The sequence below is a fragment of the Rahnella inusitata genome, from assembly GCF_965118895.1.
Taxonomy (GTDB): Bacteria; Pseudomonadota; Gammaproteobacteria; order Enterobacterales; family Enterobacteriaceae; genus Rahnella; species Rahnella inusitata_A.
This window is the reverse complement of the sequence record NZ_CBCPJJ010000019.1, coordinates 53,866-66,736: the sequence shown is the minus strand read 5'-3', so window position 1 is coordinate 66,736 and position 12,871 is coordinate 53,866. Positions and strand designations below refer to the sequence as shown.

The following is a 12,871-nucleotide window of genomic DNA, read 5'->3' as shown; positions in this document are numbered from 1 at the left end:
TTTATTTTTTTTCTGCAGCTTCGCGCAGCGCCACTTCGGCATCCAGCTCGGCAATTTTATCCGCCATCAGCTTGTGACAGTGTTCAGATAATTCGCGCAAACGATCTTTCGTGTAGCCGGTTGTATCAACAGGCGGCAGCATCTCAACAATCACGTGGCCGTTGGACCAGCGGTTGAGTTTCACTTTGCCATTGGTGTTTGAGACGCAAATTGGCACGATAGGCACCCCGGCTGAAATCGCTGCGTGGAAAGCGCCCGTTTTAAACGGCATCAGGCCACGACCGCGGCTGCGCGTTCCTTCAGGGAACATCCAGATCGACAGGTTCTTTTTCTTAATCTGGCTCACAACCTGCGAAATCGTCCCGTGGGCTTTCGCGCGGTTGTTACGGTCAATCAGCAAGTTGCCGGTAAGCCAGTAAAGCTGACCAAAAAACGGGATCCAGACCAGGCTTTTTTTACCGACGGTGACGGTACCGGGCATGACAACCGACGAGGCGGTCACCATATCGTAATTGTTTTGATGGTTGGCGATGTAAATGCATTTACCGTTGTTCGGCGCCTCAGCGGGAATACGCTTTTCAACGGTCAGGCCAAACACCGGGGCCAGATTTCCAAATAACTTTCCGAAAGTCGCCACATGTTTCGGATTACGCGGGCTGAACAGACAATAGATACAGCCAAAAAAACTTACCAGAATCGAGTAAATCACCACGATTATCAGTCGTAAAATAAATAACATAACATCCTCTTAAAACTACAGCCGAAGCCGGTAAGAAACCTGTGCAGTTGTGATCCCTGTGCGCCGAACTATTCTCAAGCCTGATTCGACGCTATACAACGGTTTTGTTTATACAAATGTAAAATCTTTGCACTGCACAACAGTCTCAAACAACAGGTGAACGCCAGAACGTAGACAGGGCACAAATGTGCCCTGTCCGTGCCGTTGAGTCAGCGCGTTATTCTTCGCTGTCGCCGCCTTTACTGCGGGCAGGCGCATCCACTTCGACGCGATCGATCCGTTGCAGGCCGCGTGGCAGAAGAGTTCCCTTGCGCCCGCGTTCCGCACGAAACTTCTGCAAATCTTCAGGACGCAACAGCAGTTTGCGCTTACCAACGTGCAGGGTGATCGACGTCTGCGGCGGCAGAACCAGCAACCAGGCGAGTTTATCTTCACCGGAAGCGGCCTGCGCCGAAGGGATTGAAACAATTTTGTTACCCTTGCCTTTCGACAGTTGCGGCAAATCCGCCACCGGGAACAACAGCATACGGCCAGCGGCGGTCACGGAAAGCAGCATATCATCCGCACCATTAAGCTCAATGGGTGCAAAGGCTTTGGCATTTTCCGGCAAGGTAATCATCGCTTTACCGGCACGGTTACGCGCCACTAAATCGTTGAAGGTACACACGAAACCGTAACCGGCATCGGAAGCCATCAGCAGTTTCTGCTCGTCCTGTGCCATGATCACATGTTCAATGGTCGCACCCGGCGGTGGCGTAAGCTTACCCGTCAGCGGCTCGCCCTGCCCGCGCGCGGAAGGCAACGTCATCGGATCCAGCGCGTAACTGCGCCCGGTGGAGTCGATAAACACCACCGGCTGATTGCTTTTACCTTTGGCGGCGGCACGGAAGCTGTCACCGGCTTTATAGCTTAAACCGGAGGCATCAATATCGTGGCCTTTGGCGCTGCGCACCCAGCCAGATTCAGACAGTACGATAGTCACCGGTTCGGATGGCACGAAGTCGTGCTCGCTCATCGCTTTAGCTTCTTCACGCTCAATGATTGGCGAGCGACGGTCATCGCCAAAGGATTCAGCATCGGCCTGAATTTCTTTACGGATAAGCGTGCTGAGTTTACGTTCTGAGCCCAGCAATGCCTGTAACTGATCGCGCTCTTTCGCCAGCTCATCCTGCTCACCGCGAATTTTGGTTTCTTCGAGTTTAGCCAAATGGCGTAATTTCAACTCAAGGATCGCTTCGGCCTGCGTATCAGACAGCTCAAAACGCTGCATCAGCACAGGCTTTGGTTCATCTTCAGTACGGATGATGTGAATAACTTCATCAATGTTCAGGAAGGCTATCAGCAAACCTTCGAGAATATGCAGACGTTTCAGAACTTTATCGAGGCGGAAATTCAGGCGGCGGCGCACGGTATCGCGGCGGTAGGCCAGCCACTCGGTGAGGATCTCCACCAGCCCTTTGACCTGCGGACGGTGATCCAGCCCGATCATGTTCATGTTGATACGGTAGCTGCGTTCCAGATCGGTGGTTACGAACAGGTGATTCATGACCTGATCGAGATCGATACGATTGGATCGCGGCACCACCACCAGGCGGGTCGGATTTTCGTGATCGGATTCGTCACGAAGATCTTCGACCATCGGCAGCTTTTTGGCACGCATCTGGCTGGCGATTTGCTCCAGCACTTTCGCACCGGAGACCTGATGCGGCAACGCGGTGATCACCGCACTGCCATCTTCTTTGTGCCAGACCGCACGCATGCGCACCGAGCCTTTGCCCGATTCGTACATTTTGCGGATTTCGCTGCGCGGCGTGATGATTTCGGCTTCGGTCGGGAAGTCTGGCCCCTGCACGAATTCCAACAGATCATCGAGCGAACTGCCCGGTTTTTCCAACAGCGCAACGGCAGCCGCGGCAACTTCACGGATGTTATGCGGCGGAATATCCGTCGCCATACCCACGGCGATGCCGGTAGTGCCGTTTAGCAGAATGTTGGGCAGGCGCGCAGGCAGCATTTTCGGCTCCTGCATGGTGCCGTCAAAGTTCGGGACATAATCCACCGTACCCTGACCGAGCTCGCGCAGCAGCACTTCGGCATATTTCGACAGGCGCGATTCGGTGTAACGCATCGCGGCGAAGGATTTCGGGTCATCCGGTGCACCCCAGTTCCCCTGCCCGTCAACCAGCGGATAACGGTAAGAGAAGGGCTGCGCCATCAGCACCATGGCTTCGTAGCAGGCGCTATCGCCGTGCGGATGGTATTTACCCAGCACGTCACCGACGGTACGTGCGGATTTCTTGAATTTAGCGTTATTACTCAGGCCGAGTTCGGACATCGCATAAATAATACGGCGTTGTACCGGCTTCAGGCCGTCACCGATAAACGGCAGCGCGCGGTCCATGATGACGTACATGGAATAGTTGAGATAGGCGTTCTCAGTAAACGTGTGCAGTGCTAAACGCTCTGTTCCGTCATGAGTCATTTCGCTCATTGATGTTTAATCCTCAGACCCGTGGCGTTATCGTTTTGGAAATTAAGGAAGCTTGCCCCCGCAGGCGCGCAAAGGCACCCGCCGCGAGGCAATGATGTCCGCGATAGTACATCATCTGCCGTATTCCTGTCACAGTTGCTGTGTTTATGCGTTGTTTTTAACCAGTTTTAGCCGGCCGAACTGGCGAATTTGTCGGGCAAATCGGGCGATTATTGCATCTGGGTCAATAGTCTTGTGCGCAATATCACATTTTTTCGCGATGCAGAGTTCAGTACACTATGTGACAACAGCCTGACAGCCAGAATTCATTTTAAGGAAACCCCATGAGCAACATCCTGATTATTAACGCCGGCAAAACCTTTGCCCACTCAAAAGGCGCACTGAACAATAGCCTGACCGACGTCGCGTCCAGCTTCCTGCGCGATGCCGGGCATGACGTACGCGTGACCGTACTTGAAGAGGGTTACGACGTTCAGACCGAAATCGACAGCTACCTGTGGGCCGATGCCATCATTTATCAGCAACCGGGCTGGTGGATGGGCATGCCGTGGACGCTGAAAAAGTACATCGATGAAATCTTCACCGAAGGCCACGGTAAACTCTACGCCAGCGATGGCCGTACCCGTTCAGACGGTGCAAAAAAATACGGTTCCGGCGGCCTGTTGCAGGGCAAATGTTACATGCTTTCCGTGACCTGGAATGCGCCACTGGAGGCGTTCGAGGATAAAGAGCAGTTCTTCCACGGCGTGGGCGTTGACGGTGTCTATCTGGCACAGCATAAAGCCAACCAGTTCATCGGTCTGGACACACTGCCGACCTTCATGTGTAACGACGTGATTAAGCAGCCTGATATCGAAGGTGATTTCGCCCGTTACCGCGCGCACCTTGAAAATGTGTTCGGTCAGGCCTAAGGTAAAAAGTCATTCGTGTAATGAGGTAGTTATGATAACTGTTATCGCCGAAATCAAAGTAAGACCGGGCCGCCGCGATGCGGTCATGGAAAAAATTACCGCGCTGCTGCCAAGCGTTCTCGAAGAGAAAGGCTGCCACCGCTATGAGCCTTACATTGATTTCAACGGCCAGATCCCGTGGCGTAAAACCGTTCCTGATTCCATTTTCATGCTGGAAGACTGGGAAAGCCTGGCGCATCTCGAAGCGCATCAGCAGGCACCGCACATGGACAAGCACCGTGAAAACATCAAAGCCGACGTGCTGGATGTGGTGATCCATATTATCGAAAAAGCCTGATCCTAAATCTGACTTCGTTTAAAACAAAAATGCCGGCGCTGCAAAGCGTCCGGCATTTTTTTATGGCGCAATCTGAGGGGATCAGACGTCCAGTTCGGCAGTATCGCCTTTTTCCTGTAACCAGTTACGGCGATCTTCAGACCGTTTCTTCGCCAGCAGCATATCCATCATGCGCAGCGTCTGGTCGATATCATTCTCATCGATGGTCAGCTGAACCAGACGACGGGTATTCGGATCAAGCGTGGTTTCGCGCAGCTGCAATGGGTTCATCTCACCCAGCCCTTTAAAGCGCTGGACGTTCGGCTTACCCTTCTTGCGTTTGAGCTGATCCAGTACGCCTTCTTTTTCCTGCTCATCCAGCGCATAGAACACTTCTTTGCCCAGATCGATACGGTAAAGAGGTGGCATAGCGACATACACGTGGCCGCCGCGCACCAGAGATCGGAAGTGACGGACAAACAGTGCGCACAGCAGCGTGGCGATGTGTAAGCCGTCGGAATCCGCATCCGCAAGAATACAGACTTTGCCGTAACGCAGCTGCGTCAGGTCTTCGCTGTCCGGATCGATACCAATTGCCACGGAAATATCGTGTACTTCCTGCGACGCAAGGACTTCATCGGAAGAGACTTCCCACGTATTGAGGATCTTACCCTTGAGCGGCATGATCGCCTGATATTCACGGTCGCGCGCCTGTTTGGCCGAGCCGCCTGCGGAATCCCCTTCCACCAGGAACAGTTCGGTCATGTTCAGATCCTGCGACGTACAGTCCGCCAGTTTCCCCGGCAGCGCAGGGCCGCTGGTCAGCTTCTTACGTACCACTTTCTTCGCTGCGCGCAAACGGCGCTGAGCGCTGGAAATACACAGTTCCGCCAGCTGTTCTGCCGCATGGACGTTCTGGTTCAGCCACAGGCTGAAGGCATCTTTCACCACGCCGGAGACGAACGCGGCGCACTGACGTGAAGAGAGACGCTCTTTGGTCTGACCGGCGAATTGCGGATCCTGCATTTTCACTGAGAGCACATAAGCGCAGCGTTCCCAGATATCTTCCGCAGAAAGCTTTACGCCACGCGGCAAAATGTTGCGGAATTCACAGAACTCGCGCATCGCATCGAGCAACCCCTGACGCAGGCCGTTGACGTGTGTACCGCCCTGCATGGTTGGGATCAGGTTGACGTAGCTTTCGGTCAGCAGTTCGCCGCCTTCCGGCAGCCACAGCAGCGCCCAGTCTACCGCTTCGATATCACCGGCAAATGCACCGACAAAGGCTTTTTCCGGCAAGGTGATGAGGCCGTTGACCGCTTCCATCAGGTAGTCGGTCAGCCCGTCTTCATAACACCAGCGTTGTTCGGTGTTATTCACCTTATCTTTGAAGATGATCTCAGCACCGGGGCACAGTACGGCTTTGGCTTTCAGCAAATGGCTGAGGCGGCTGACCGAAAAACGCGGGCTGTCGAAGAAGCTGACGTCTGGCCAGAAGTGAACGCTGGTGCCGGTATTGCGTTTTCCACAGGTGCCGGTGACGTGCAGATCTTCGACTTTATCGCCGTTTTCAAACGCCATCTCATACACTTCGCCGCCGCGTTTTACCGCCACTTCGACGCGTCTGGATAAGGCATTGACTACCGAAATCCCGACGCCATGCAGGCCGCCGGAGAACTGGTAGTTTTTGTTAGAGAATTTACCGCCCGCGTGCAGACGGCAGAAAATCAGTTCGACGGCAGGCACGCCTTCTTCCGCGTGGATATCCACCGGCATTCCACGGCCATCATCGATGACTTCAAGAGACTGGTCTTCGTGCAGAATGACTTCGATACGTTTAGCGTGGCCGGCTAATGCCTCATCCACGCTGTTATCAATCACTTCCTGGCCGAGGTGGTTTGGCCGGGTGGTATCGGTGTACATGCCCGGACGGCGGCGCACCGGTTCGAGTCCGCTGAGGACCTCTATGGAATCCGCGTTATAAGTAGATTGGCTCATCGTTGATTATTCGTGGCTCATAGGTTTGTGGGCTAACGATACAGTATGTGGGCGGGAGGAAAATCACTGGCAGCAAGCAGACGCTCTACATCCGGGGAGAAACGTCACCCTGCGATGTTAGTCTGCGGCCAGTTCGAGGAAATCGACAATCGGCGAAAAATAGCGCTCAAAGCCGACAAATGCATGATTTCCCTCGGGTTCAACCGTCTGACGACAGGTGGTGTAATATGCCACAGCCTGACGGTAATCGAGAATTTCATCGCCCGTTTGCTGTAATAACCAGAGTAAATCCGGCGACTCCAGCGGTTCGATCTGCATCACTTTCAGATCGTAAACGTGGCGTGACTCTAACACATATTGCTGGCCGGTGTAGGGGTTCTCGTTTTGCCCGAGAAAGTCGATCAGCAGCTCATACGGCTTGACTGCCGGGTTCACCACTACCGCCGGTACGGCAAAACACTGCGATAACCACGTGGCGTAATATCCGCCCAGCGACGACCCTACAATGCCCAACTTTTTACCGGCTTTTTGGATCACCAGACTTTCCAGCAACTCGGCGGCCTCGGACGGATACGGCGGCAACTGCGGCACCACCATGTCGATATGCGGATGATGTTCCGCCAGCCAGTTTTTCAGCAATGTCGCTTTGGCCGAGTCGGGAGAGCTGTTAAATCCATGCAGGTACAATAGGGTGTTCATTCGTAGCCGTCCGATTCCGTATCCGGGTGAAACTCGGTGGATTCGAGACGGAATACCTGCGTTTCTACGCGGCCATCCGGATATAAATCCAGATAACGCCAGCCCGGCGCAACGGTATCAATGGTGAAATTGGTGCAGTGCGGTTTGAACTGAACGCAGGTCGATGGGGTGGCGTAGAGGCGACGGCCATACCAGTCGAGATCCAGTTCCTGATGAATATGGCCACACAGCAGCGTATTCACTTTCGGATATTTCAACAGCGTATTCGCCAGCATGTGCGCGTTGCGCAGACTGTGCTGATCGAGCCAGGTACAACCCGACGGTAACGGATGGTGATGCAGCATCAGCAGGGTAAAGCGATCCGGATAAGCCTTCAGACAGCGCTCCATCCACTCCAGCTGATATTCACTCAGCTCACCGTGCGGCACGCCAAACACCTGCGTATCGAGCAGAATGATTTGCCAGCGATCGCCGAGCAGTACATGCTTCGACGGGTTGATCCCGGCGTCACGCAAGGTGTCAAACATGGCAGGCTGGAAATCATGGTTTCCGGGAAGCCAGACACAAGGCGCAGGCAGTTCACTGATGCCACGGCAAAACTGATGGTATGCCGCCACCGACTGATCCTGAGCCAAATCCCCCGTCGCCGCGATGATATCGACTTCGCGCTGCTGCGCCTTGATAGCGTCCAGCACAGCGCGATAGCTGTTAAACGTATTCACGCCCAACAACGTTTCATCTTCACCGGCAAAAAGATGGGTATCGGTAATCTGTAGAACTCTGACTTTGGCCCCATTTACCAAAGGCAGTTTAAACAGGCTTTCCAAATCGTTTCCTTTGTTATTGAAGTCTGTCTAACAAACCGGAATTGCCATCGCTCCGTGCGCAAGGCAATAACGCAGCCAGTCCGCAAGGAACTGGTTAATTTGATGCTTTTCATCACGCTGATGCAACTTTTTATTAGGATAATCATAGCGTGCTTTGAAGCGAAAGATCTGCTGACTTGCACACACTTCCGCCACCATCGCATCGTGATAAAGGCGAACCGTCAGCGACGGTAAACTCCAGTAACTGACCGCAGGTGCGGTTTGCTTGATTTCTACCAGTGACGTATAGCGCGTCGATTCAAGGATCGTCAGGCGATACGTGGCGCTACTCACCTGATATGTCACTGTTTCGCCAGGCTCATCTGTGCGCGGCATTAAACGGCGCAACTGTGCGAAATTAGTTTCACACAATCTCATCATTTCAGGGAAATCAGGGGTATAGCGCTTAATCATTCGTTGGCCCACTCTTTTCTCAGGGATTCATAGTGCAGTTGCAGCCATTGCAGAGCAATCACTGACGCCGCATTGTCTATCGCTCCTTCTTCCACCCAGCGGTAAGCCTTTTCGCGGCTCACAACGTGTACCCGGATGTCTTCATTCTCTGCTTCCAGACCGTGAATTCCTTCTGCCGTGGTGGCGTCGACTTCACCGACCATAATGGAGAGACGTTCGCTGGTACCACCGGGGCTCGCAAGATAATTCAGCACCGGTTTGCAACGTTTCACCACAATGTTCGCTTCTTCCAGCGCTTCGCGGCGGGCGACTTCTTCTACCGTTTCGCCCTCTTCAATGATACCGGCGACCATCTCCAGAAGCCATGGGGTATCACTGGAATCAATACATGGGATGCGGATCTGTTCGATCAACACCACCTCATCCCGCTTAGGATCATAAGGTAATAACACGGCCGCATGCCCGCGTTCAAAAACTTCACGTACCACCTCGCCGCTCATTTCTCCATTAAACAAACGATGGCGAAACCGATATGCAATAATAGAAAAAAAACCTTTATATCGTGTCTCACGTGCAATAATTTCTACATCATCTTTGCCGAAACTTACCGGTGAATTGTTGAATGAAGACATGGAGCGTTATCCTTTAATACCTCACAAAGGTAAATTATCGCCTTTTGAGGTCAATTTGATGAAAATGCGTTAATAATAATCAAGGTTGTTTGTGATAGATTTAGGCTCATTCAGTTGGGAAGGCACGTTAAGCCAACCGCCCCTTTAGCCTGACTCTGCTAGAATCCGCGTCTATTCGAGTATTTGACTGCCTCACCATACATAACAACATTGCTGCACAACAAGGAATGCAAATGAAGAAACTGCTCCCCCTTCTCATCGGACTCAGCCTGGGCGGCTTTAGTGCGATGAGCCAGGCCGAAAACCTGATGCAGGTCTATCAGCAAGCCAGGACGAGTAACCCGGACCTGCGTAAATCAGCTGCTGACCGGGATGCCGCATTCGAAAAAATTAACGAAAGCCGCAGTCCTTTATTACCGCAACTTGGATTGGGTGCGGATTATGGTTATACCAATGGCTACCGCGATGCAAATGGCGTAAACAGCAATGTTGGCAGTGCCAGCCTGCAATTAACGCAGACCCTTTTTGATATGTCAAAATGGCGCGCGCTGACCCTGCAGGAAAAAACCGCAGGTATTCAGGACGTGTCTTATCAGACTGATCAACAGTCTTTGATCCTCAATTCTGCAACAGCTTATTTTAACGTATTGAGTGCAATCGATTCACTCTCCTATACCGAAGCGCAGAAACAGGCTATTTATCGCCAGTTAGATCAAACCACTCAGCGTTTTAACGTGGGTCTGGTGGCTATCACTGACGTGCAGAACGCCCGTTCACAATACGATACTGTGCTGGCTAATGAAGTCACTGCGCGCAATAACCTGGATAACGCACTGGAATCCCTGCGTCAGGTGACCGGCACTTATTATCCGCAGCTGTCTTCCCTGAACGTCGACAACTTCAACACCACGCGTCCGCAGCCGGTCGCCACACTGTTGAAAGAAGCAGAAAGCCGCAACCTGAGCTTGCTGTCTGCGCGTCTGTCACAAGATTTAGCTCGTGAACAAATCCGTTATGCTGAAACCGGCCACATGCCGACCGTGGATCTGACTGCCTCTACCGGCATCAGCAACACCAAGTACAACGGCGACAAAACCGGTGGCGCATCCAGCTATCAGGATGCCGATGCAGGCCAGAACAAAATTGGCCTGAGCTTCTCCCTGCCACTGTACAGCGGCGGTTCTGTCACCTCTCAGGTGAAACAGGCTCAGTACAACTTTGTAGGCGCCAGCGAGCAGCTTGAAAGCGCGCACCGCAGCGTAGTGCAGACCGTACGTTCTTCGTTCAACAATATCTCTGCGTCCATCAGCAGTATCAACGCTTACAAACAAGCCGTTGTCTCTGCGCAAAGTTCTTTGGATGCGATGGAAGCCGGTTACCAGGTCGGTACCCGTACTATCGTTGATGTGCTGGACGCGACCACCACGCTGTACAACGCCAAGCAACAGCTTTCCAGTGCGCGCTATACCTATCTGATTAACCAGCTGAACATCAAATCAGCGCTGGGAACACTGAACGAAAGTGATCTTCTGGCACTCAATGGTGCGCTGGGTAAACCGGTTCCGACGGCACCGGATCAGGTAGCGCCTGAAACGCCAAACCAGGATGCTGCGGCGGACGGTTATAACAGTGACGGCACGCAGGCAGCGGCGCCACGCACTGAAAGAGCCAGCGCAACAACCACCACCAATACCACCAAAAAAAGCGGCAATCCTTTCCAGAACTGATCCTGAAAAGTCGCCATTTTTGTTGAGCGTAAATCCCTAAAGCAGCCTGAAAAGGCTGCTTTTTTTTGCCTTGGTCACGTCCCTCTGTAAAGTCTGGTAACAATTGACCTGCGCTGCTTTAACAATCACCCTGTTTCCCCTATCCTTAAGCCCTACTGGGAAAGGGCAAAAAGCCCTGTATATGGGATAAGAACGATGAAACGGACACAACACGTCAACCTCGCTACCTTCCGTAAATCATGGCGTAGCGCTCGAATCACTCCTGTCGCACTGGCTGTCGGCGCTGTATTCATGCTGTCAGGCTGTGAGAAAACCGATGAAACGGTGTCTTTGTATCAGAACGCAGACGACTGCTCTAAAGCGAATCCGTCTGGCAGCGCGCAATGCGTCGCAGCCTATGATGCAGCGAAGAAAGACGCCGAAAAAACCGCACCGAAATACGCCTCACGTGAAGACTGTATTGCCGAATTCGGCGAAGGCCAGTGTACGCAGACGCCAGCGCAGTCCGGTGTGGCTTCTGCCGAAGGCCAGAGCAGCGGCAGCATGTGGATGCCGCTGATGGCGGGTTACATGATGGGCCGCATGATGAGCGGCGGCGCTTACGCGCAGCAGCCACTTTTCAGCTCTAAAAACCCGGCCAGCCCGGCGAACGGCAAATTCGTCGATGCGACAGGTAAAAACTACGGCCCGGCAACTGCGGGCGGCCGTACCATGAACGTGCCGAAAACCGCGATGGCACCGAAACCTGCTGTCACTAAAACCATCACCCGTGGCGGCTTTGGCGAAAGCGTAGCGAAACAAACGTCAATGCAACGCAACTCAACTGCCGCTCCGCGCAGTGCTGGCCGCAGCATGGGTGGCTAAGACGCACATGAAACGTTTACCGATCACCGAGCGCCCGGACTGGCGCGAAAAAGCCACGGAATTTGGCTTCAATTTTCACACCATGTATGGCGAACCCTACTGGTGTGAAGATGCTTATTATCAGTTCACGCTGGCGCAGATCGAAGAGATCGAGGACGCTACCGCCGACATCCACCAGATGTGTTTAAAAGTGGTCGAACGCGTGGTGGGTGACGATGCGCTGATGGCCAAATTCCAGATCCCAAAACATGTCTGGGAATTTGTCCGCAGTTCGTGGCGTACCCAGCAACCTTCGCTGTATTCTCGGTTGGATCTCGCTTACGACGGTGTCAATCCGCCAAAGCTTCTGGAAAACAACGCCGATACGCCGACCTCATTGTACGAAGCGGCGTTCTTCCAATGGCTGTGGCTTGAAGACCAAATCGCGGCCGGTAACCTGCCGCAGGATGCCGATCAGTACAACAGTTTGCAGGAAAAGCTGATTGAGCGTTTTGCCGGGCTGAAAAATCAACACGGTTTTTCACTGCTGCACATCGCCTGCTGTCAGGACACCGAAGAAGATCGCGGCACCGTGCAATATTTGCAAGACTGTGCGCTGGAAGCGGAACTGGCCAGCGAGTTTCTGTATATCGAAGAGATCGGTCTGGGCGAACGCGGCCAGTTTACCGATCCTCAGGATCAGGTGATTTCCAACCTGTTTAAGCTGTATCCGTGGGAGTTTATGTTCCGCGAAATCTTCGCCACCAAGCTGGAAGATGCCGGTGTGCGCTGGCTGGAACCGGCCTGGAAAGCCATTCTCTCGAATAAAGCCTTACTGCCGTTGCTGTGGGATATGTTCCCGGATCACCCGAATCTGTTACCGGCATACTTCGCAGATGATGCGCATCCGGAACTGGATCATTATGTGGTGAAACCGCTGTTTTCCCGCGAAGGCGCAAATATTAAGGTGATCGAGAAAGGTCAGGAAGTCGCGAGCGTGGAAGGCCCGTACGGCGCGGAAGGCATGATTGTGCAGCAGTTCCACCCGCTTCCGGTTTTTGACGGCAGCTATGTGTTGATCGGCAGCTGGCTGGTGAACGATCAGCCTTGCGGGATCGGCATCCGCGAAGACAAGGCGCTGATCACTCAGGATCTGTCACGTTTCTATCCGCACACCATCGTCGGCTAAAAAGCGTAAGAAAGGATAATGAAAAAATCATTATCCTTTTTATTTT

General features: G+C 53.1%; 12 protein-coding genes. 5 read left to right on the top strand and 7 right to left on the bottom strand.

All coding sequences use genetic code 11. From position 1 onward, the window contains the following. Position 1 precedes the first annotated feature (1 nt). Both ACMHLI_RS16345 and parC read right to left on the bottom strand, forming a co-directional pair. Positions 2-739 (bottom strand): 1-acylglycerol-3-phosphate O-acyltransferase, encoded by a 738-nt coding sequence (locus ACMHLI_RS16345; protein WP_413530371.1) that lies wholly within the window; start codon positions 737-739, stop codon positions 2-4. Positions 740-956: 217 nt separating this feature from the next. Then, positions 957-3,230: a DNA topoisomerase IV subunit A gene (parC, locus tag ACMHLI_RS16340; RefSeq protein ID WP_413530370.1), complete on the bottom strand. Its 2,274-nt coding sequence runs from the start codon at positions 3,228-3,230 to the stop codon at positions 957-959. A gap of 323 nt (positions 3,231-3,553) precedes the next feature. Between parC and ACMHLI_RS16335 the strand changes: the two genes are divergently transcribed. Together ACMHLI_RS16335 and ACMHLI_RS16330 are read left to right on the top strand one after the other, a co-directional pair. Beyond that, the gene (locus tag ACMHLI_RS16335) at positions 3,554-4,141 is read left to right on the top strand and encodes an NAD(P)H-dependent oxidoreductase (RefSeq protein WP_413530369.1); all 588 of its coding nucleotides are present in this window, start codon (positions 3,554-3,556) and stop codon (positions 4,139-4,141) included. A gap of 31 nt (positions 4,142-4,172) precedes the next feature. Continuing rightward, on the top strand, positions 4,173-4,478 hold the full coding sequence (locus tag ACMHLI_RS16330) for a putative quinol monooxygenase (RefSeq protein WP_413530368.1): 306 nt from the start codon (positions 4,173-4,175) through the stop codon (positions 4,476-4,478). A gap of 81 nt (positions 4,479-4,559) precedes the next feature. Here the strand turns inward: ACMHLI_RS16330 and parE are convergent, their stop codons facing one another. From parE to nudF, 5 genes are all read right to left on the bottom strand, one after another. After that, positions 4,560-6,455: a DNA topoisomerase IV subunit B gene (gene parE, locus ACMHLI_RS16325; protein ID WP_413530367.1), complete on the bottom strand. Its 1,896-nt coding sequence runs from the start codon at positions 6,453-6,455 to the stop codon at positions 4,560-4,562. Between the two features lie 117 nt (positions 6,456-6,572). Next, positions 6,573-7,154, bottom strand: coding sequence for an esterase YqiA (gene yqiA, locus ACMHLI_RS16320; RefSeq protein WP_413530366.1), 582 nt, complete (start codon positions 7,152-7,154; stop codon positions 6,573-6,575). Beyond that, positions 7,151-7,981 (bottom strand): 3',5'-cyclic-AMP phosphodiesterase, encoded by an 831-nt coding sequence (cpdA, locus tag ACMHLI_RS16315; RefSeq protein ID WP_413530365.1) that lies wholly within the window; start codon positions 7,979-7,981, stop codon positions 7,151-7,153. The genes yqiA and cpdA overlap by 4 nt, the downstream gene beginning before the upstream one ends. A gap of 27 nt (positions 7,982-8,008) precedes the next feature. Then, entirely contained in the window at positions 8,009-8,434 is a 426-nt protein-coding gene (locus tag ACMHLI_RS16310; protein WP_120133194.1) for a DUF1249 family protein, read from the bottom strand. Continuing rightward, complete coding sequence (gene nudF, locus ACMHLI_RS16305; RefSeq protein WP_413530364.1) at positions 8,431-9,066, bottom strand: ADP-ribose diphosphatase; 636 nt, start codon at positions 9,064-9,066, stop codon at positions 8,431-8,433. The genes ACMHLI_RS16310 and nudF overlap by 4 nt, the downstream gene beginning before the upstream one ends. 233 nt (positions 9,067-9,299) lie before the next feature. On the opposite strand from nudF, the gene tolC reads away from it, so the two are divergent. From tolC to ACMHLI_RS16290, 3 genes are all read left to right on the top strand, one after another. Then, positions 9,300-10,793 carry an outer membrane channel protein TolC gene (tolC, locus tag ACMHLI_RS16300; protein ID WP_413530363.1) on the top strand — a complete coding sequence of 498 codons (1,494 nt, stop codon included), beginning with the start codon at positions 9,300-9,302 and terminating at the stop codon, positions 10,791-10,793. Between the two features lie 195 nt (positions 10,794-10,988). Next, complete coding sequence (locus ACMHLI_RS16295) at positions 10,989-11,657, top strand: DUF1190 family protein (RefSeq protein ID WP_413530362.1); 669 nt, start codon at positions 10,989-10,991, stop codon at positions 11,655-11,657. A gap of 7 nt (positions 11,658-11,664) precedes the next feature. Further along, entirely contained in the window at positions 11,665-12,825 is a 1,161-nt protein-coding gene (locus ACMHLI_RS16290) for a glutathionylspermidine synthase family protein (RefSeq protein WP_413530361.1), read from the top strand. The last annotated feature ends 46 nt before the right edge of the window (positions 12,826-12,871 follow it).